The sequence below is a fragment of the Bacteroides salyersiae genome, from assembly GCF_031172035.1.
Lineage (GTDB): Bacteria > Bacteroidota > Bacteroidia > Bacteroidales > Bacteroidaceae > Bacteroides > Bacteroides salyersiae.
On the sequence record NZ_CP133452.1, the window covers coordinates 2,321,808 to 2,344,560 of the forward strand.

12 protein-coding genes are annotated in these 22,753 nt (G+C 43.1%); 11 read left to right on the plus strand and 1 reads right to left on the minus strand.

What is annotated here, in order from left to right; genetic code table 11:
- The first annotated feature begins 2 nt into the window (after nt 1-2).
- The 9 genes from RB604_RS08455 to RB604_RS08495 all read left to right on the plus strand — a co-directional run bounded on the left by RB604_RS08455 (nt 3) and on the right by RB604_RS08495 (nt 17,255).
- Nucleotides 3-1,502 (plus strand): hypothetical protein, encoded by a 1,500-nt coding sequence (locus RB604_RS08455; protein WP_224203843.1) that lies wholly within the window; start codon nt 3-5, stop codon nt 1,500-1,502.
- Nucleotides 1,503-1,549: 47 nt separating this feature from the next.
- On the plus strand, nt 1,550-3,181 hold the full coding sequence (locus RB604_RS08460; RefSeq protein WP_007478687.1) for a hypothetical protein: 1,632 nt from the start codon (nt 1,550-1,552) through the stop codon (nt 3,179-3,181).
- 193 nt (nt 3,182-3,374) lie between these two features.
- Nucleotides 3,375-5,102: a thrombospondin type 3 repeat-containing protein gene (locus RB604_RS08465; protein WP_007478686.1), complete on the plus strand. Its 1,728-nt coding sequence runs from the start codon at nt 3,375-3,377 to the stop codon at nt 5,100-5,102.
- Between the two features lie 39 nt (nt 5,103-5,141).
- A complete protein-coding gene (locus tag RB604_RS08470; protein ID WP_005925562.1) occupies nt 5,142-5,798 on the plus strand; it encodes a DUF3826 domain-containing protein in 657 nt (218 codons plus the stop codon).
- Between the two features lie 736 nt (nt 5,799-6,534).
- On the plus strand, nt 6,535-7,494 hold the full coding sequence (locus tag RB604_RS08475) for a glycoside hydrolase family 43 protein (protein ID WP_005925560.1): 960 nt from the start codon (nt 6,535-6,537) through the stop codon (nt 7,492-7,494).
- 136 nt (nt 7,495-7,630) lie between these two features.
- Complete coding sequence (locus RB604_RS08480) at nt 7,631-10,954, plus strand: MGH1-like glycoside hydrolase domain-containing protein (RefSeq protein ID WP_055293547.1); 3,324 nt, start codon at nt 7,631-7,633, stop codon at nt 10,952-10,954.
- 20 nt (nt 10,955-10,974) lie between these two features.
- Nucleotides 10,975-13,872, plus strand: a complete 2,898-nt coding sequence (locus RB604_RS08485; RefSeq protein WP_373133292.1) for a glycoside hydrolase family 78 protein — start codon at nt 10,975-10,977, stop codon at nt 13,870-13,872.
- A gap of 67 nt (nt 13,873-13,939) precedes the next feature.
- The gene (locus RB604_RS08490) at nt 13,940-15,283 is read left to right on the plus strand and encodes a glycoside hydrolase family 28 protein (RefSeq protein ID WP_055293551.1); all 1,344 of its coding nucleotides are present in this window, start codon (nt 13,940-13,942) and stop codon (nt 15,281-15,283) included.
- A gap of 7 nt (nt 15,284-15,290) precedes the next feature.
- Nucleotides 15,291-17,255 carry a 6-O-methylesterase gene (locus RB604_RS08495; RefSeq protein WP_044093787.1) on the plus strand — a complete coding sequence of 655 codons (1,965 nt, stop codon included), beginning with the start codon at nt 15,291-15,293 and terminating at the stop codon, nt 17,253-17,255.
- Between the two features lie 152 nt (nt 17,256-17,407).
- On the opposite strand, the gene RB604_RS08500 is transcribed toward RB604_RS08495, so the two are convergent.
- Nucleotides 17,408-18,232 (minus strand): tetratricopeptide repeat protein, encoded by an 825-nt coding sequence (locus RB604_RS08500; protein WP_055293553.1) that lies wholly within the window; start codon nt 18,230-18,232, stop codon nt 17,408-17,410.
- A 186-nt stretch (nt 18,233-18,418) separates the two neighbouring features.
- On the opposite strand from RB604_RS08500, the gene RB604_RS08505 reads away from it, so the two are divergent.
- Together RB604_RS08505 and RB604_RS08510 are read left to right on the plus strand one after the other, a co-directional pair.
- Nucleotides 18,419-19,570 carry a T9SS type A sorting domain-containing protein gene (locus RB604_RS08505; protein WP_055293555.1) on the plus strand — a complete coding sequence of 384 codons (1,152 nt, stop codon included), beginning with the start codon at nt 18,419-18,421 and terminating at the stop codon, nt 19,568-19,570.
- A 7-nt stretch (nt 19,571-19,577) separates the two neighbouring features.
- Nucleotides 19,578-22,661 carry a hypothetical protein gene (locus tag RB604_RS08510; RefSeq protein ID WP_055293558.1) on the plus strand — a complete coding sequence of 1,028 codons (3,084 nt, stop codon included), beginning with the start codon at nt 19,578-19,580 and terminating at the stop codon, nt 22,659-22,661.
- Nucleotides 22,662-22,753 lie beyond the last annotated feature (92 nt).

Consider the following 22,753-nt stretch of genomic DNA (forward strand, 5'->3'; position numbering starts at 1 on the left):
AGATGAAAAGAATGATTATAACGGGGGTTGTCTTGGCAGCCCTCTTAAATACTGCCAATGCCCAGTTTGCCATTGAAAACAATTCGAAGTTGGGAGCAAAGGTGGAAAATGTATCGGAAACTACTAAACGCTTTTTACTGGATTTCGGTTCTGATGCCAATGCCGGTGAAAGTATACAAGTGAAAGGATTGTATGCAAGAGCCTATACGGAAACCGGCGAGTCTGTCTCTGTCGATTTGAGCAGGGGAAAATGCGAGAGTTTGAATGGCTTCGGCAATCCATTGATTCTGAATGATGTTCCGGCTATTGCTACTGCTTATGGAACAGAAAGACCCATAGTAGGATTAATCGGAATAGACGGAACGGACAGGGCATTCGGTATGCTTCCCGGTAGTGCCAATAAGAATGTGGAGTTGGCAGTTGTCTTCTCATTGAGAGGATGTAATATGGAAAGTGATGTGACATTCGATTTAGTGACAGCGGATGCCGGAACAAGCGGTGGAACAAATAATTATAAATTGTTGGTAGGAATCGATACCAGTAACGGACTGGGTGTGAATGATTATGAAGCGTTGGAAAAGGCTTCATCTGCCGATAATACTGATAAATGGTTTGTGATCGACAATATTTATACATCCGGTGCAAAAGGGGATAGAAAAACGATTGACTTGACAAAGCTGATCGGTAAGAATGTTACGGATTTGAGTTATAAAACAGTTTATCTGTTTCTTTATACTACGGGATCTTCTGCTGCCGTAGAGGAGGGTAAATATGATCCGGTTGTCTGCTTCGACAATTTATCGTTTACATACGGGCAACCTACCTGGCTTTCTCCCGAGATAACTGCCGTCGATCAGAATGTGAACTACAATGATTCCGTACCGGTGGAGGTACAGATTAATACCACGAAAGAGTTTAAATTCCGTGTCAAGAGTCAGAATAGAGGGGGAACTTTGATCTTTCGTTGCAATGCTGATAAGCTTCCTGCGCAATCTATCAGATGGAATTTCCCGGAAACAGGTGCTATTAAGGCAAATGACGGAAATGGTAACTATACGGTAGATGTGGCATATAATTATTCACCTTCGGAAGGTAGTGGCAGTCAGGTAACAATGACTGTTCCGGAACCGGAAGCCGGTCAGTTGGTGGATGATGACTTGGAAGTGACTTTGCTTTTCAATGCTCCTAAGCGGGTGGTTGCCCGTCCTGGCGTAGATAAAGTTGAAATCGATAATGGTATCCGGTATTTCATGACTGTACTGGCAAAAACAGTGGAAACCGTAACAGGAATTCAGGAGACGGAGAGACAGCAGTCTTCGGTTTATACAGAAAATGGAGTTCTTAAAGTCGAAGGTGCAGTGACGCCGGTAGAAATATACTCTTTGTCCGGTATTAAAATAATGACGGTATCTCCGGAAACGATATTGGAAGGGGTAACTTTAGAACAGGGATTTTATTTGCTTATGTTCAATGGAACTGCCAGCAAAGTGGTAATGCCATAAAAGAAAATATGTATAGAATGATTTTTGTTAAATTTAAAATTTAAAAGATGAAAAAACAAGTTTTACTTACAGCAGCCTTGTGTAGTTTTACATTAGGTACAGTCAATGCACAACTTCAGACGAATAGAAGTGAATCGGTCGTAGGATTTAACGGGGCGGAAGCTTTAGAGAATGGTAACAAGCGTCTGATTCTTACATTCAATACAACTAAAGGATATACGGATGGTTCCGAAGGAAGTAATAAGATTAATTGTAATAGTTTGAAAGGATTGGCCGGTGCTGCTTTAACGACGGAAGGTCTTACTAATAATGTAGCTGCCTATTTGGATAATTACCATTGGATGAAAGGTACCAATCAGGGAGCTAAATTCAAACGTTATAAAGATGTCGCTTCACTCATTGCTGCCCATACGGTAGGCGAAACACTTGTCAGTACTGATCACCGTTATTGGAAATGCGGTAATATCTTGATGGATATTCCCGAAACAAATGGAAAAGACCAGGCATGGGCGGTTTGGCCGGGTATTAATAAAAGAACCGTGATGATGATTTCGTTCAATGGAAGTGACGGAATAGCTAACTTATGCAAAGACATCGAATTAGACTTGATGACTTTGGATAAAGGGACAACCGGTAAAACGTCTTCTTATAAGATGATCGTCATTACCGGACAGAACAGTATCAATTTGGGTGAGTTGGGAAAAGCTTGCGGTAAGGAAGGTAATGATGTTGCTTTGTTGGATTCTATTAATGAAAACAATGTAGCTGCCGTAAATGAATATTTTGGTGAAGATTATACTTGGTTTGCTAAAGATAATGTTTACACGACTTCAGAAGACGGTTCTCTTAACAAACAGACATTGAAAGTGGCTGAAACCGTAGGTACTACTATAAAAGAACTTCGCGGTAAAAAACTGACAATCATTCTATATTCTACTACTTCCGAAACTCCTGTGCAGCCGGGCATGTACGAACCGCTTTTGGGTGTCGACAATCTGTCTGCCGAATATAGCGAGGTGAAATGGATCGAACCGGCAGTAGCCGCTGATGTAAAAGATACGCTGAATGTCGATTGTGTATCGGGTGGTGTGGAAAATGAGATTAAGTTTGTGCTTAAGACCCAGAATCGTCTGGCCGACTTGACCATTGTTCCGGATGGTGATAACAAGATGCTGACTTCTTTCAAGATGACTCCAAAGGACGAGAGATGCTGTATTATGGCTTATAATGAATCAACTCAGAAATATGATATCCCTGTAGATTATACCTTTACGCCGGCTACCGGATCGACTCCGTATGAAGTTAAGATACCGGCAAGTGCAGACGGAACATCCGTAAATGATAATATTGAAGTTACGGTGCTTGCAACGAGCCGTCGGGCAGCAACAGCTTCTTATCGTTTGGAAATTAACAATGGAGTCCGTATCTGGAAAGATATCATTGCTACATTTGCTGAGGCTGTTTCTGTTCAGTCAATGCAAGAAAATACGGTAGCCATTAGTGTCGATGATAATAAGATTGTTGTTAAAAATGCAACGGATAATATTACGGTAACTGATATCTCCGGACGTGTATTAAAGACCGTGAATGCAATGGAAGCGGCTCAGGGAATCACTATGTCGCAAGGTCTTTATATTGTAAAAGCAAATGATCTGACTCAGAAGGTAATGATTCAATAGGTGTTTTTTTAGAGTCAGGAAATAAGAAGCCTGTAATCGGAATTTGGCATACCAGCACGTATACTTCACATGAATTCCGGTTGCAGGCTCTTTATTTTTTTGCAAAACGAATGTTGTTTCTGTTGATTACAAAAACACATCTTCCACGTCTTACTGATATAGTTAGAAGATCAAACGGAAAAATACTGTAAATATGAAAAAGAAAGCTGTTTTAGTGGCTTATGTTGCTTTATTGGCCACACCCGTTGCGGTGATGGCACAATACCCGCAACTGACAGAAGAGGCAAAGGCCAAGTATGATAAGATGATAACGGAAGCGCGTCGCCGTTCGGACGAGGCTTGGGCAAAAGCCCTTCCTATTATTGAAAAAGAAGCCGAACAAGGTCGCCCGTATATACCTTGGGCTTCGCGTCCCGATGATTTGCCACAGGCAAAGATTCCGGCATTTCCAGGTGCCGAAGGGGGTGGTATGTATAGTTTCGGCGGCCGTGGCGGAAAGGTGATTACGGTGACGAATTTGAATGACCGTGGTCCCGGATCTTTCCGCGAAGCTTGTGAAACGGGAGGTGCCCGCATCATTGTGTTCAATGTATCCGGTATCATTCGTTTGGAATCGCCGATTATCGTGCGTGCTCCTTATGTGACGATTGCGGGCCAGACTGCACCGGGAGACGGAGTTTGCATTGCAGGCGAATCTTTCTGGGTGGACACGCATGATGTTGTAGTACGTCACATGCGTTTTCGCAGGGGAGAAACCAAGGTACATCATCGCGATGATTCATTTGGCGGTAACCCGATCGGTAATATCATGATAGACCATTGTTCGTGTAGCTGGGGATTGGATGAGAACATCTCTTTTTACCGGCATATGTATGACCCGGGAGAGGGATATAATAAAGAGAAACTGCCTACGGTAAATGTGACGATTCAGAATACGATTTCTTCTCAGGCATTGGATACTTACAACCATGCTTTCGGTAGCACATTAGGGGGAGAAAACTGTGCTTTCGTGCGTAATCTTTGGGCAAGTAATGCTGGGCGTAATCCTTCTGTAGGATGGTTCGGGATCTTTAATTTTGTGAACAATGTGGTTTACAACTGGGTACACCGTTCGGTAGACGGAGGCGATTATCGTGCCATGTTCAACATGGTGAACAATTATTATAAGCCGGGACCGTTGACTCCCCGGGATACTCCGGTGGGGCATCGTATCCTGAAACCTGAGGCAGGTCGCAGTAAACTGGATTATAAAGTATATGGCCGCGTATATGCGGACGGTAATATCATGGAGGGCTATCCCGAAATAACCAAGGATAACTGGAACGGTGGTATTCAGGTAGAAGATCAGGCTGACACTAAAGGGTATACCGAGCAGATGCGTACCAATGTGCCTTTTGTGATGCCGTATATCAATATCATGTCTGCAACCGAGGCATATGACTATGTATTGGCCAATGCAGGAGCCAATATTCCCCGTCGGGACATTGTTGACGAACGTGTGATCGAGGAAGTGAAGACCGGTATTCCTTATTATGAAAAGAAATTGCCTAAAGACGCTTATGGCGACCGTTGGGGGCTGGCTCCGAAATCACAGGATCCGGAAGGCTTTTTCAAATACCGCCGCTTGCCGAAAGACTCTTATAAGCAAGGCATTATTACCGATATTCGTCAGGTGGGCGGTTATCCCGAATATAAAGGAACTCCTTATGTGGACACTGACGGTGACGGTATGCCGGACGAATGGGAGGTAGCAAACGGCTTGAATCCGAATGACCCTAACGATGCCAATGAAGACTGTACCGGAGACGGATATACCAATATCGAAAAATATATCAACGGAATCAGTACGAAAAATAAAGTAGACTGGACAGACTTGAAAAATAATTATGATACATTGGCCGGGAAAGGCAAATTAATGTGATAGAGATTGGAATCAATGGATAAAATAAAGAGAAACCGGATGGTTTGGACAGTATTTTTGTTCATACTGTCCATCTCTTCCGTTGCCGCGGTGGAGTTGGATTCGTTGAATCGGGATCCTGAATATGTGGCATCTATCAAGATGCGTTCGGAAAAAATTGTAGACGGATTGAATTTGTCCGACCGGAATGTCCGTAGTGAAGTGACCCGGATTATTGCCAATCGTTACTTTGAACTGAATGATATTTACACCGCGAGAGATACGGCCATCGATGCTGCTAAAAGCAAGCTGACCGGTGAAGCGAAGGAAGCTGCCATACAGGCTGCCCGTGACAAAGCGGATGCAGCACTTTATCGTTCTCATTTTGCTTTTCCGGCTGCCTTGTCATTGTTTTTGAATGACCGGCAGATTGAAGGTGTGAAAGACGGGATGACTTATAATGTATTGCACGTCACGTACAGTGCACAACTGGATATGATTCCGACATTGAAGGAAGAAGAGAAAGCACAGATATATGCCTGGTTGGTCGAAGCCCGCGAATATGCTATGGATGCCGAAAGTTCTAAGAAAAAGCACGAGGCCTTTGGCAAGTACAAAGGCCGTATCAATAATTATCTCTCGAAGCGTGGTTATAATCTGACTAAAGAACGGGAAGAGTGGGCCAAACGTGTAAAGGCACGGGGAGGAACGCTTTAATAATGATTTAATGTGCCAATATGCCAATGTGCCAATTTCCGTGCGGAATAATAGAGTTGGATAAATGTTTGTGAAAACGATAAATGTCTGTCTTTTTGATTCATTATGGTTGTTTTCTGTAACATGTGCTTTGAAAATATAACGGCAACTAAAAGATAAATTGCATAATAAAGTGGATAATATGCACTTTTCTCTGTATATTCCTGCTTTAGATGGATGCATATGTGATTTATCCCGGCATGTAAACTTGATTATCCCGGTATGTTAGGTTTGGTTTCTCTACGAGAAACGGTCCGAAACTCTACGGGAAACTCCAAGAAGCTCTACGGGAAAAATAAAATCCTCTTTAAAGAATGATTTTTGAAGCTAACTGATAATAATATACGGATTGATCTTTAATGTTAAAAAGAACGGTTAGTTTGAACTCAGGAAACAGATCGTATGGTAAAATCAGAAAGTGACAGATATTTGTTGCGTAATTGATTTTTATACGGACTATCTGAATAAACGAACCGGGAAATGGAGAGAGTTTTTGGAGGTGACGTTTCTCCCTCTCCTGATGAAGTGATTCTGTAGGATTAAGAATATCATTTTGCAAATGGTCAAAATAGAAGAGTACTTCCTTGCATAAGGAGGTACTCTTTTGCGTAAAGATGGGTACAAAACGATTTTCTTTTCGTCTATCTTTATAGTATTTGATAGGTAATATATTATATCAGGCAGTCGAATTAAAGAAATGATAAAGTTGAAAAGTCTATGGATGGGAGTTTGTATGGTAGTGCTTTTACTCTCCTGTCGTACAGAAAAAGAGGTGTATCTCTCTACCTCTTTTCATGAGCCGGCCACAGAGGGCCTTCGGTTTATTTATAGTGAAGACGGTATCCATTGGGACAGCATAGCAGGTGTGTGGCTCAAGCCGGAAGTCGGCAAGCAAAAGATCATGCGCGATCCTTCTATTGTACGTTCGGGCGACGGTACTTTCCATTTGGTATGGACTTCGAGTTGGAAGGGAGATCTCGGTTTCGGATATGCACATTCAAAAGACTTGATCCATTGGTCGGAAGAGAAATTCATCCCGGTGATGGCCCATGATTCGACTACGGTGAATGTATGGGCGCCGGAATTGTTTTACGATGATGAGAAAGATGAATTTATGGTGGTCTGGGCCTCCTGCATTCCTTATAAATTTGAAAAAGGGATAGAGGATGAATTCAATAACCATCGCCTGTATTACATTACCACGAAAGATTTCGACCGGATTTCTGACACCCGGCTTTATTACGATCCGGGATACAGTGCCATCGACGCTACTTTGGTGAAACGTACTTCGAAAGATTATGTACTGGTTGTCAAAGATAACACCCGGAATAACCGGAATATAAAAGTGGCTTTCGGGCCGTCACCCACCGGTCCTTTCGGAGCTACTTCCGCGCCGATTACCCCCGGGTTTTGTGAAGGGCCTACGGTGGTCAGGGTGGGTGATTGGTATTATATCTATTTCGACGATTACAACCGGAAAATATTCGGTGCTGTGAAAACCAAAGATTTCATTCATTTTACGGATGAGACTGCAAATGTATCTATGCCCGAGGGACACAAGCATGGAACGATCTTCAGAGCCCCGGCTTCGGTAGTGAGGGGCCTCTTCTCCGGCTCCTCCCCGAAGGGAGGGAAAAGAGAACGTCTTGCAAATTAATAAATTATTGACAATATATATATCCTCTCCTTAATGAAAAGGAAGATAGATTGTCTTACGAATTAATAAATATTTAACAATACATCCCCCTTCCCCCCTCCCTTCGGGGAGGGGCCGGGGGAGAGGCTTTTTTAATATGAACAAACTGTCGATTTTACTTTTAGCCCTGTTTCTCCCTGTCACTGCCATTGACGGGCAGGACAGGATACACTATACGGGAAAGGAACTTTCCAATCCGGCTGCTCATGACGGGCAACTCTCTCCGGTGGTAGGTGTGCACAACCTGCAAGTGATGCGCGCCAATCGTGAACACCCCGATGTTTCCAACGGAAACGGATGGACATACAACCACCAACCGATGTTAGCTTATTGGAACGGGCGGTTCTATATGCACTATCTTTCCGATCCTTCCGATGAACATGTACCTCCTTCACAAACCTTTCTGATGACTTCCGAGGACGGGTATCACTGGACGGATCCGGATGTACTTTTTCCTCCATACCGCGTTCCGGACGGATATACGAAGGAATCCCGTCCGGGCATGGTTGCCAAAGACCTTTTTGCCATTATGCACCAACGGGTAGGTTTTTATGTCTCTAAGTCGGGGCGCTTGATAGCGATGGCCAATTATGGAGTTGCTTTCGACAAAAAAGATGATCCGAATGACGGAAACGGCATAGGACGCGTCGTGCGTGAAATAAAAAAAGACGGCAGTTACGGGCCGATATACTTCATTTATTACAATCATGGTTTTAATGAAAAGAACACTGCTTATCCTCCCTTCCGGAAGAGTAAGGATAAGGCATTTGTAGCCGCTTGCCGGGAGATATTGGATAACCCTCTCTATTGGATGCAGTGGGTGGAAGAAGCCGACAGGGAAGATCCGAATCTTCCGTTGAAAAAACGCTATAAGGCTTTCAATGCCTATACACTGCCCGACGGCCGTCTGGCTTGTCTGTGGAAGCATGCTTTGACATCCGTCAGTGAAGACGGAGGCCACAGTTGGGCCGAACCCGTGTTACGTGCCGAGGGTTTTGTGAACAGTAATGCCAAAATCTGGGGACAGCGATTGAGCGACGGCATGTATGCCACTGTATACAATCCTTCCGAATTCCGTTGGCCACTGGCCATCTCCTTGAGCAAGGACGGGCTCGAGTATACAACATTGAATCTGGTAAACGGAGAAATTCCTCCCATGCGTTATGGAGGCAATTATAAATCGTATGGTCCTCAATATGCACGCGGCATTCAAGAAGGCAATGGAAAACCGGAGGACGGAAACCTGTGGGTGACGTATAGCATGAATAAAGAAGATATATGGATTTCCCGTATTCCCGTTCCGGTACGTACAGAAGCAGGCAGCCATGCTAAAGAAGATTTTTCACGCTACGCCCGGTTGGCCGATCTGACGGAATGGAACATCTATTCACCCTTGTGGGCACCTGTCTCTTTAGAGACTGAAGCGGGAAATACTTGGTTGACCTTGCGGGATAAAGATCCGTTCGATTACGCCAAAGTGGAACGCAAGATTCCGGCTTCCCGGCAACTGACTGTCTCTTTTGATCTCATGGCAGGCCAGAACGATCATGGTACATTGCAGATCGAATTTCTGGATGCCGATGGTATTGCCTGTTCGCGTATCGAACTCACTTCGGAAGGAATCTTACGGGCAAAAGGCGGTTCACGTTTCTCTAATATGATGAAGTATGAGCCCAGAAAGACTTATCATATACAGGCTGAACTCTCTGTCAAGGACCGGAATATCCGGATATCGGTAGACGGCCGGCCGGTGGGGCAACGTATGTTCTATGCTCCGGTAGCTTCTGTCGAACGTATCTTGTTTCGTACGGGAAATGTCCGTATGTTTCCCACTCCCGAAACGCCTGCCGATCAGGAATATGACTTGCCCGGCGCCGGAAAACAGGAAGCATTGTCCGAATTCCGGATTGCCAATTTTTCCACAGCTTCGACTGATGCCGATGCCACTGCGGCGGTTTTGAAGTACGCCGGTTTCCGTCATTATGCCGATGCTTTCAATGCAATGGAAGACGAGAATATCGTGCAGGCCATACCGAATGCCAAAGCTTCGGAGTGGATGGAAGAGAACATTCCTTTGTTCGAATGCCCCCAAAAGAATTTTGAAGAGATGTATTATTTCCGTTGGTGGAATTTAAGAAAACATATTAAGGATACTCCGGTGGGATATGGTATGACGGAATTTCTGGTCAACCGCTCTTATGCCGACCAATATAACCTGATAGCTTGTGCCGTGGGACATCATATTTATGAAAGTCGCTGGTTGCGCCGTCCGGAATATCTCGACCAGATCATCCGTACCTGGTATCGTGGCAACGGGGGGAATCCCATGAAGAAGATGATGAACTTCAGTTCCTGGAATGCAGATGCAGTGTTCAATCGCTATCTTGTCAGTGGCGACCGTGCGTTTACGATGGATCTGTTACCCGATCTGGAAGCGGAATACCGGCGTTGGGAGAGTACTCACCGTCTGCCCGGAGGCCTTTACTGGCAGGGTGATGTGCAGGATGGAATGGAAGAATCCATCAGTGGAGGGCGTAGGAAACAATATGCGCGTCCCACCATCAATAGCTATATGTATGGCAATGCTAAAGCACTTTCAGCTTTAAATAAGCTGGCCGGTAATGACGACCGTGCAACTTGCTATCGTCTTAAAGCCGACACCTTGAAGCAGTTGGTACAGGAGAAACTTTGGAATGAGCGTCACTCGTTTTTCGAAACCTTGCGTAAGGATTCTTCTGCCAATGTCCGTGAGGCTATCGGGTATATTCCCTGGTATTTTAATCTGCCCGATACCGGCAAATACGATGTGGCGTGGAAAGAGGTAATGGATGAAGGCGGCTTTTCTGCTCCTTACGGTCTTACTACCGCCGAGCGCCGCCATCCGGAGTTCCGTACGCATGGAGTGGGAAAATGTGAGTGGGACGGGGCTATCTGGCCGTTTGCTTCAGCACAAACTTTAACGGCGATGGCCAATTTTATGAACCGTTCTGCACAGTCTGTCCTGACCGACAGTATCTATTTTCATCAGATGGAACGGTATGTAGAATCGCAATATCACCGGGGGCGTCCCTACATCGGCGAGTATTTGGATGAAGTGACCGGATATTGGTTGAAAGGCGATCAGGAACGGAGCCGTTATTACAATCATTCCACTTTCAATGATTTGATAATTACCGGTCTGGTAGGTTTGCGTCCCCGTGCGGATCATACGGTTGAAGTGAATCCGTTGCTTCCCGATGGCCGGTGGGATTGGTTCTGTTTGGATAATCTTCTCTATCACGGTCATTATCTGACGATTCTTTGGGATAAGTATGGTGATCGGTATCATCGCGGTAAAGGGTTGCTGGTGTTGGTGGATGGAAAGATAGTCGGACAGTCTGATACGCTCGAAAGAATAGTATGTAAAGATGTGTTAGAATAAAATAAGTAATCAGGCAGATGATAAAATTAAAAGGATATCTATGGCTTATGCTGTTTTGCTGGCCGCTTCTGTTAACAGCCGAAAACCTTGCGACGAGTGAACCGGCCGCTCTTTCGGTAGGTAAGCTGACCAGTGAAATGCAGGAAGGATTTGTTGCTGTAGGGCGGCTTCCCCGTTTGGGCTGGCAATTGAACTCTTCCGATAACGGTAGTAGGCAGACGGCTTATGAAATCGAAATCAAAAACTCTTGTACAGGGCATTCGGTATGGAATAGTGGAAAGATTATTTCCACCCAAAGCCAGTTAGTTTCTGTGCCCGAAACCGGTTTCTCTGTCGAACCTACATATACCTATCTGTGGCGTGTTCGTGTTTGGGACGAGACGGATACCCCTTCGCAATGGAGCCGGGAAGCAGTTTTTCACATCGTTCCCGATGATTTGGCTGCCGGGCAATGGATCGGTGCTATTACCCGGCAGGAAGCCCGTTTGCCCCAAGGCAGAAATTTTCATGGGAGCGAATTGAAGAATCCGGAAGTCAAATCCGCTTGGGAAGCAGTAGATACCTTGGCAAAGAGAAGCATCTGCCTGCGAAAGTCGTTTCGTACGGACCGGTCCGATAAAGAAGTGGCCGAAGCCATCGCCTATGTATGCGGACTCGGTTTTTATGAGTTCTCTTTGAATGGGGAGAAAGTAGGTGATAGCGAATTTGCCCCGCTTTGGAGTGATTATGATAAAAGCGTTTATTACAATACTTACGATGTGACACACCGGATGCGTTCCGGTGAAAATGCAATAGGCGTCTTGTTGGGGAATGGTTTTTATAATGTGCAGGGCGGTCGCTATCGTAAATTACAGATTAGTTTCGGTGCGCCGACCCTTTTGTTTAAACTGCTTATCCGTTATACTGACGGTTCGCAACAAACGATATCTTCCGATCCGACATGGAAATATGATCTGAGTCCTGTTGTATTCAATTGTATTTATGGGGGGGAAGACTATGACGCCCGTTTGGAACAGCAAGGATGGAACTGCCCAGGATTCAATGATGACAAATGGCGGCCGGTAGTGATACAGGAGGCACCCAAAGGGGTGCTTCGTCCGCAAAAGGCAGCACCGGTCAAAATTATGGAACGTTATGACGTAAAGACGGTGAATAAGCTGACTCCGGAACAGGTAGCCACTGCCTGTATTTCCACCAAAAGGACGGTCGATCCTTCTGCCATTGTATTGGATATGGGGCAGAATCTGGCCGGTTTTCCGGAAATAGTGGTACGTGGGAAAAAAGGACAGAAAGTGACTCTTGTTGTAGCCGAAGCATTGACGGAAGAAGGGGCTTGCAACCAACGCCAGACGGGGCGGCAACATTACTATGAGTATACCTTGAAAGGAGAAGGTGAGGAGAGGTGGCATCCTCGTTTTTCGTACTATGGCTTCCGTTATATCCAGGTGGAGGGGGCTGTATTGAAAGGGCAGAAGAATCCTCGGAAATTGCCGGTGATCAAGAGTATACAATCTTGTTTTGTTTACAATTCCGCAGTTAGGATATCGTCATTCGAATGTTCCAATCCCATTTTCAATGCAGCTCACCGATTGATAGAGAAAGCGGTACGCAGCAATATGCAATCCGTGTTTACCGATTGTCCGCACCGCGAGAAGTTAGGTTGGCTGGAGCAGGTTCATTTGAACGGGCCGGGATTGTTATACAATTACGACTTGGCAGCTTATGGTCCTCAGATAATGCAGAATATGGCGGATGCCCAGCATCCCGACGGAGCTATGCCGACTACTGCCCCCGAATACGTATTTTTTGAAGGACCGGGGCTTGAACCCTTTGCCCAGTCTCCCGAATGGGGGGGAGCATTGGTCATTTTCCCGTTTATGTATTACGAAACCTATGGAGATGATACTCTGATTAAAGAATATTATCCCAATATGAGACGTTATGTCGACTATCTGGCTACCCGGGCCGACGGAAACATCCTTTCTTTCGGTTTGGGCGATTGGTACGATTATGGGGATTTTCGTGCCGGTTTTTCCCGGAACACACCGATACCATTGGTAGCGACGGCTCATTATTATATGACTGTCCGTTATCTGGTTCTTGCCGCTTCAATGGTGGGAAATCAATATGACGAATGTTATTATACCCGTTTGGCTGATGATATCCTGCGTTCTTTTAACCGTCGTTTTGTCGATCCGGAAACCGGGCAATACGGTTCCGGCAGTCAATGCAGCAATGCTTTACCGCTTTTTCTGGGTATGGCGAGAGGGGACGATGGGAATAGAGAGTCTGAAACCGGTGTACCGTCGAGGATGCGTGTGCTCGGTCATTTATTAGAGGATATTGCCGCTCATGGCAATCGGTTGACTACCGGTGATGTCGGTAACCGCTATCTTATCCAGGCTTTGGCACGTTCCGGCAGGGATGAAGTAGTATATCGTATGTTCAATCACGAAGAGGCGCCGGGATACGGATTTCAGCTTAAGTTCGGTGCTACGACGCTGACCGAACAATGGGATCCCCGGCAAGGTTCCTCGTGGAATCATTTTATGATGGGGCAGATTGACGAATGGTTTTTTCATTCTTTAGCAGGTATTCGTCCGGATGCTGCCGGGCTCGACGGACATGATTATCTGACAGGCGCTCGTCCCGGATACCGGCATTTTGTGATCGCTCCGAAGCCCGTAGGCGATTTGAGTTTTGTGAAAGCGACATACGAAACCTTGTATGGCAAGATAACGGTAGACTGGACCCGAAAAGGCGGTAAATTTATACTAAATTTGTCCGTACCGGTCAATACCGTTGCGAAAGTGTATCTGCCGGATGGAAAAGCACCGCAGGAAGTACAAAGCGGTAGTTATCGATTTATTGTAGACGAAGAAGCTTTCGTCGGTATAAACGGGGATATATCCCATTAATATAAAATACATACATTAATATAGAATCCTATTTATCAGTATAAAACTACCAATACATCATCGGATTATGGAATCACTACGTATAATTCTTTTCTCTGTTTTCTGTTTCGGTATGGCGATTACGCTGAAAGCCGAACGTGTCGACATGTTAAAGTCCGGTGCGAAAGCGGACGGAAAGACCTTGAATACAATGTTAATCAATCATACCGTCGACCGCTTGAGCCAAGCAGGCGGTGGTACTCTTTTTTTTCCGGCAGGCACTTACCTGACGGGAGCGATCCGCTTGAAAAGTAATATCACTTTAGAGTTGGAAGCCGGAGCCACTTTACTCTTTTCCGACAATTTCGATGATTATCTGCCCTTTATGGAAGTGCGGCATGAAGGTGTGATGATGAAAAGTTTTTCTCCGTTGATATCCGCTATGGATGCCGAGAACATCACAATCAAAGGGGAAGGGACACTCGACGGTCAGGGAAAGGCATGGTGGACGGAATTTTTCCGTATTTATGTCGATCTGGAGAAAAACGGTATGCGTGAGTTGAATAAATATCAGCCGCTTTGGGAAAGGGAAAATGATGTGGAAGCACTTTACGCCGAAACGAATGAGGATTGGCACGGCACCTTGAAACGTCGTTTTTTTCGTCCCCCGTTTATTCAGCCTGTGCGTTGCCGAAGAGTACGTATTGAAGGAGTGAAGATTATCAATTCTCCTTTCTGGACAGTTAATCCGGAGTTTTGTGATAATGTGGTGGTTACAGGAGTGACGATTCATAATGTGCCTTCGCCCAATACGGACGGCATCAATCCGGAATCTTGCCGGAACGTACATATCAGTGACTGCCACATCTCGGTGGGGGACGATTGTATCACCCTCAAATCAGGACGCGATGCCCAAGCCCGTCGTCTGGGAGTGCCTTGTGAAAATATCACCATAACCAATTGTACCATGCTTTCCGGTCATGGCGGCGTGGTCATCGGTAGTGAGATGAGCGGTAGTGTTCGAAAGGTGACGATCAGCAATTGTGTGTTCGATGGCACTGATCGCGGGATACGTATCAAATCGACTCGCGGACGCGGTGGAGTGGTAGAAGACATCCGTGTCAGTAATATTATAATGAGTAACATCAAACGGGAAGCCGTCGTATTGAATTTGAAATACAGTGAGATGCCTGTTGAACCTATGAGCGAACGGACTCCCTTGTTCCGCGATATTTCCATTTCCGGTTTGACTGCTGTCGGCGTGAAGACGCCGGTCAAAATTGTGGGTTTGGAAGAGGCTCCTGTCACTGACATTATTCTGCGCGACATCAACGTGAAGAATGCCCGTGAGAAGTGCATCTTTGAGAATTGCGAACGCATTCGTTTGACCGATGTTATTGTGAATGGAAAAGAAGTAAGACTTGAAGAGTAAAAAAGAGATGAAAAGATCGTGTTTAATGGCATTTTCTATGCTTGGATTATCTTTATCGGTGCAGGCGCAGACTTATGAAAATCAATTCTCCCGTCCATTGGGGGATGTGTTGAATGATATCCAAAGCCGTTTTCAGGTTCGTCTGAAGTACGATATCGATACGGTGGGCAAGGTATTGTCCTATGCCGATTTCCGGATTCGGCCTTATTCGGTGGAAGAGTCGTTGACCAATGTGCTGGCTCCTTTCGATTTTAAGTTTGTAGCGCAAGGCGGCAATTTGTACAAATTGAAAAAATACGAGTATCCCCGTCGTACAGAAGCCGACGGGAAGAAATTACTTGGGTATCTCGATACCCTCTATACCGACCGGACTGCATGGGAACAGCGTAAAGCCTGCTTACGTAAAGAGATTCGGGAAAAAATGGGAATCGATTCTATTCTGAACAAAAGAGTACGGGACCCGAAAACCATCTTCTCTAAGATTCGTAAGTTCGAAGGATATACCGTACAGAATTTTGCTTTGGAAACTTTACCGGGATTGTATGTCTGTGGATCTGTCTATGCGCCTCGGACGAAAGGAAAGCATGCCTTGATTATTTGTCCGAACGGGCACTTCGGCGGGGGACGTTACCGTGAAGACCAGCAGCAGCGTATGGGTACGCTGGCCCGTATGGGAGCGATATGTGTGGATTATGATTTATTCGGATGGGGAGAATCCACTTTGCAGGTAGGGGCAGCCGCCCATTGGTCCAGTGCCGCTCATGTCATTCAGGCCATGAACGGGTTGTCAATTTTAGATTATCTGCTTTCTGTCCGCAAGGATATCGATACATCCCGTATCGGAGTGAACGGAGGTTCGGGTGGCGGAACTCAGACTGTTCTTCTCACCGTCCTCGATGAGCGTTTTACGGCCGCTGCTCCTGTTGTCAGTTTGGCATCTCACTTTGATGGTGGTTGTCCTTGTGAGAGCGGAACACCCATTCAATTGGCTTGTGGTGGGACTTGTAATGCCGAAATGGCCGCTATGTTTGCTCCGATGCCTCAACTCATAGTTTCGGACGGTGGTGATTGGACAAGTAGTGTGCCTCGTTTGGAATATCCCTATCTGCAACGTGTCTATGGCTTTTATGATGCCGTTGGGAAGATTGAAAACGTTCATCTCCCTAAAGAGCGTCATGATTTCGGCCTGAATAAACGGAATGCCGTATATGATTTTTTTGCAAGGGTATTCAATTTGGATAAAACTCGGCTTGATGAAAGTAAGATAACCATTGAACCGGAGCAAGCCCTGTATAGCTTTGGCGCTAAAGGAGAATTGTTGCCGGAGACGGCTGTCCGTTCGTTCGACCAGGTAGCAGTCTATTTTGATAAGCCATTGTTCGAACGTCTTCGTTCCGATCTGGCTTTGGAGAAGAAAGCAGCCGATTGGGTCGCTTCTTTGAATCTGGAAGACGAGAAAAAGGCCGGATACGTGACTACCCTTATTTACAACCATCTTCGCCAGGTGCGTGACTGGCACGATACTCATCCTTATACCATTATTCCCGAGGGTATTAATCCGCAAACAGGAAAGAAGTTATCTGAACTGGATCGTCAGATGATAGCCGATTCGGCCATGCCTGCAGAGGTACACGACCGTCTGATGAAAGGATTGCACAAAGCATTGACGGATGAACAGGTGGAAGCGGTGCTCGATAGGTACACCGTCGGGAAAGTTGCCTTTACCTTGAAAGGTTACCATGCCATTGTCCCCGATCTGACCCGTGAAGAAGAAATGCATATTCTCTCTTTATTGAAACAGGCGCGGGAACAAGCCATTGATTACAAAAGTATGAAGCAGATTTCTGCCATTTTTGAGATTTATAAAACTCAATGTGAACAGTATTTGAACAATAACGGTCGTAATTGGCGTCAATTGTTTAGTAGCTATGTGAATCAGCGTAAAGCATCCAAAGAGAAGAAAACAGAATAAAAATCCGGTAGTTATCTTGACTTTTGTGAGAGTATATACTTTTGCCACATAAAGGTATATACTCTTATATGGTAATAATATACTCTTTTATAAGGTGAAAATATATACTTTTATATGCATTGATTTTCAGTGAAATAACGATATTCCCGGGTTTATAATTTTGCAATGAACTGGTCCAGCATTTCCGGTGTTCCTTTCTGTCCTTGTAGTTTCTCGTAAAGTTTGTTTCTGGTAGTGGAAACTGCCGATTTAGAGCGTCCTACAATATATGCCATATTAGTGACGCTTATTGATATTTTCATCAGATAACAAATATGCAGTTCCATCGGACTGAGTTTTTTGCATAAGGCATATAAGGTTCCTGTGAAATTTTCGTAGGTGTCATCTATTGCTTTTTGCAATTCCGCCCATTCTTTTTCTGTTATACTTGAATTGGATTCATGATTTATTGAATGGAATCGGGCATAAATATCCGATTTGCGCAAAAGTATCTCTTTCGTTTCCGGTTGTTTGCGTTTTCTTTTTCTTTTGTATAAAATATATACTACTACCAACAGGAGTATTCCGATAGCTGTTAATTCCGATCGATACAAGTAGATACTCTTTTTCATACTTTCTTTTTCGGTATTATGTTTGACATGTAGCGCATTGATTTGCTGCATCATTTCTGCTTGTGTGGTTTTATGGATCGAATCTTGCCAATTCTGATTTATATGTAACAGTCGTAATGCCTCTTTATAGTTTCCGCAGGCTTCTTCTATCTCTGATAAGTGTAGGTAAGCGTCTGCAGTGGTATACATGTTTTCGTCGGCATCGATTATTCTTTGATAAAAGTATCGGGCGGAATCCGGATGGTTTAACTTTTGGTGTGTATATCCTCTATATAAATATTCTTCGGATATTTTTGATGACGTGCTTTCACAATATACGATATGGATGAATGCAATTATGATAGATAATGATATGTATTTTTTCATACTTTATTTAGCTTTGTTGTATCGAAAAACTTTTTCTGATAGGAGGAAATGTTTTTGATAGTATTTCTGCCGAATTGAAACGAAAACCGAACAAAAACCGAACAGACTTATTCTTTCTATTTTCACATGTTCTTATATTTTTGACGTGTGAAGTAAAAAAATGTACTGAATCAATAATCAATTACTATGAAAAAACTTGCTCTGCCATTGATAGGGATATTATTTCCTTTGTCTGTTTTTTCTCAATTTTCTTTGGAAAGTTCTTCGACATTGCCACGTGCCAATGATACTATTGTAAAGCAATGCGTAGAATATCGTGACCCGGGCCGTTCGGGTGCCAATGTTTTATGGGATTTCAGTGAGTTGGAACTGTTGGACGATGCCTATACCATATCTTATGGGCAGATTGGCGACTCGTTGACGGGTACGGAGCATCGGACAACCTACTATTATGGTGTGTCTGGTGATTCTCTTTTCTTTCATGGCTATGAAAAGAATACTACTTGGATGAAGTATGTTCGTCCAGAGTTACTTTTGAAGTACCCGGTACACTATGGTGATTCCCTTCAATCTTATTATCAGGGGCTTGGTAAATATTGTACGGATCTGTCTCTGGATGTGATGGGAACTACGGATGTAAAGGCGGACGCTTATGGTTTTATGGTACTTCCCAGTGGAGACACATTACGGCATGTATTGCGCGTCCGTTCTTTTAAGCGCATGGCAGAAGGGTCGGATATACTCGATTTGCGTCGTTTTGAGCGATCTTTACTATCTCCTTTATTGCCGATTGACAGTATTGACTGTCGTCTCTCGAATGATACCGCTATATTGGAAATTGAAACATTTCGTTGGTATGCTTTAGGCTATCGTTATCCGGTTTTCGAGACGGTGCGTGGTGTTACAGTTAAAAACAAGGAATCGAAAGAGTTCTTTGCTTTTTCCTTCTTTTATTCTCCGCAGGAACATGCTTATTTAAGTGATGATATGGTAAACCTTGCCCTGCTGTCGGTAGAAGAAGTACGTTCGAGGGTAGAAAAAAAGTCAGTATCTTATGACGGTAACGAAAACTCATTAGGTAGGGATATTTTGAATTACAATGTTTATTGGGAGACATCAGATGAAACTGTTCGTTTGGATTATCGGTTAAGTGGTGATGCAGAAGTAGCTGTTTATTTGTATGATATGCAGGGGCGAACATTAGTGGTCTGTCCCGTAAAAAACTATCCTGACGGCTTCTATTCCCAAGAATTTGATTTTTTAGAAATGGACTCAGGGCAATACTTGCTATTGATGGTTGTCAATGGGAAAAGATATACGGAAAAAATAATAAAATGATAATGCTATGATACGAAGTGTGAAATTAGTAGGGAGTATGTGTTTGTTTGTATTTACTCTATTTGTACAAGCACAAGAAATTCAACCAAAAGGTAATCAACCAGATAGTCTTATGAATCAGGTTACTTTATCTGCGAGTGATAATGATGGATTTTATAATCAATATATGAATAATATTGTTCCCAATTCTCCTACTGTTAGTGAACTGATGAAATATGTCGATCAACCGGTAGATTTATTTCATGGTCTGCCAACTATCGAAATTCCTATTTATACAATCGAATGCGGGGAACTTTCTCTTCCTATTACATTGAGTTATCACGCTGGTGGAATAAAAGTGGATCAAATTGCGACTTGGGTGGGACTTGGTTGGAGTTTGAATGCAGGTGGTGCCTGTACTGTTAATTGTATAGATGATAAACATGGAAATTTCGAGAGTAGGCTTATTGATACAATGACCGAGAAAGAGATAGAGGAATATATGGAAAACTTTGGCTTTTCCAATCCAAATCAAGGAATGTTATTGGAAAGTTGGATTGATAATCAGACTATTCCAGATATTTGTTCTTATAACTTTTTGGGGTATTCTGGACGCTTTTTTCTTTTTAACGGTAAAGCACATGAGTTGTATGGAAGTAAACAACTGATTTTTACAAATATTTATCCAAATTTTGCGCATATTTTGTCTGCTAAAGATTTGAGGGGGAATAGATATGAGTTTGGTGAAGGGACACAGTCTACTACTTACACAATACAGCATTCTTGCGAAAATATTCTTCAACATTGTTGGGAATATAAAAGTCTCACTTCTCTTAATATTGCTAATTCCTCTAAAAAAGGAGTTCGTACTTATAGTTTAACAAAAGTTGTAAGTCCATCAGGCAATGATAGTATATGTCTATTGTATAATTTACAGGATGCTACATATAAAAGTGTAGCAACAGGTGTTATGAGTGCATTTTCAAAAGATGGACCTTGGGGAGATCTTATAATAAAAAGGGGGCATACCACTTTTTCTGCTTCTGAAAATCAGACGTATACTACTGAACCTACTGTAAGTGAAATTGTAGCTTCCAATGGTGTCCGTGTTGTTTTTAGTGCTAATGAGGAAAGAAGGGATTTACGAACGGACGAGAAAGGAAGCGAGGCAAAAGCTTTGTCAGAAATAAAGATATATGCTCCTTCGGGAAATTTATTAAGACGTTGGGTATTTGAATATGATTATTTTAAATCATATATAGAGCATCCGACAGATACTTTTTCTAATTTACGTTTGAAGCTAAAGTCTATGAAAGAATATGGAAGTAGTCAATCTACTGGGCCTTGTGTTTATTTATTTTCTTATTATGGTGAGGAAATGGGAGAACCTCAAATGCCATTCAGAGGTTCGTTCAGCGGACATGATTATTGGGGATATTGTAATGGTATGACAACTGATGCGAAGGCAATTTCTTTTTATGAATCTTTTCCTGGTACGCAGGATATGTTTAATCCTGTGGCCTTAGTCAGTAAAGGTGGAAATTTAATGGCTAATGAGAATTTTTGTAAAGCTTATTCTTTGAAGTCTATCCGATATCCTACTGGAGGAACAAGAGTGTTTCGATATCAAATGCAAGGTGAAATGCAATTTGTTCCGTATGGTGGACTTCGTATTCATAAAGTTGTTAGTTATTCGTCACAGAATGATAGTACTGTTTGTGAGTATCAATATTCTGGCTCTTATGCTACGGAACCTCCGACTTTTTCCAGACGTCGCGAACGAGATAAAGCTGCGAATCCAGACAATTCAAATTTACAGTGGGAATATATTTATGATATATCTTCCGTTCCCTTTTCTAATTTAGCCGCTATTACCGGTGGAGGTGTCAATTATTCTTGGGTAAAAGAAGTTAGTGAGGATGCTATAGTGGAATATTATTATAATGGAGATAATAATGATCCGCAATATTCTGGTTATAGAGTTTTAATAGGATATGATCCGACTAATCTTTGGGCACCTTATCATACTGATTATTCTGATTATTATAATGAATGGCATCCGGATTTTTGCTATAATTATATTTGTCCGGATTATAAACATGGACAACTAATAAGAAAGATAATTACCACTAATGACGGTTTTGTAATTGATGAAATTTATGAATACGGATATCAAAAGTGTGATACAATACCTATTATGCAGATTTCATATGGAGCTAAAGAGTGGAGGGATAATTATACATATTATGATTTGTTGGTGTCAGATTACATTACAGGTAAAGCATATTTAAAGACGAAAACCACCTATTCTTATAGAAATTTAGATGACCTTGTTGATCCTCTAATAACTCAAAAACGAACAGAAGAATCGTATACGTATAATGAGTATGGCTTACTTCAAAGTGTTACTGCCATTTGCCGTGGAGATACTGTAGTAAAAGAAATACGTTATGCTTCTGATATTTCAGCCAATCCATATAGGGAAATGGCTGCTAAACGGAGAATTGATTATCCGGTAGAAGTTATTAAAAAAGTGAACGGTAAGGTTGTTGAAGGTGATTTGTTGACTTACGTCAATGAAAATGGGTATTTTTTACGAGAGAAAATATATGAATTGAAACCATCTATTCCTTTGGCATCATTTAATTCTTTTAGTGGTATTCCATCTTCTATATACGGGGATCCGGTCGGCACTGTTACATCGTATACTTCTTGTGGTAAAATTGCAGCAATGTGCGGCAGGGACCGAATAAACGTAGTGTATCTTTGGGGATATAATAACCAATATCCGATTGCGGAAATCCGGAATGCTACTTATGATGAAGTTACATCAAAAATTCCTAAGAGTACTATTGAAGCAATTGCCGCCCGGCTTGAACCTACTTCTACTGATTGGAGTCAAATTAACGAACTGAGAACTTCATTACTTCAAGCACACGTCACGATCTTTGCTTATAAACCTTCTATTGGGGTGTCTTGTATTTGTGGTCCCGACGAACGTTCTATTTATTTTAATTATGATGATTTTGGTCAATTAAAAGAAATGTATCGGATGGAAAACGGATTAAAGAAAATAATTGAAAATTATGAATATCATTATCCAGAAAACTAATACTATGAGATCAATCATATCTATTTTAATCTTGAGCTTATTTTTATCGGTGCATTTATCCGGACAAAGTTCTGGAAGTTGTTATGTTCGTA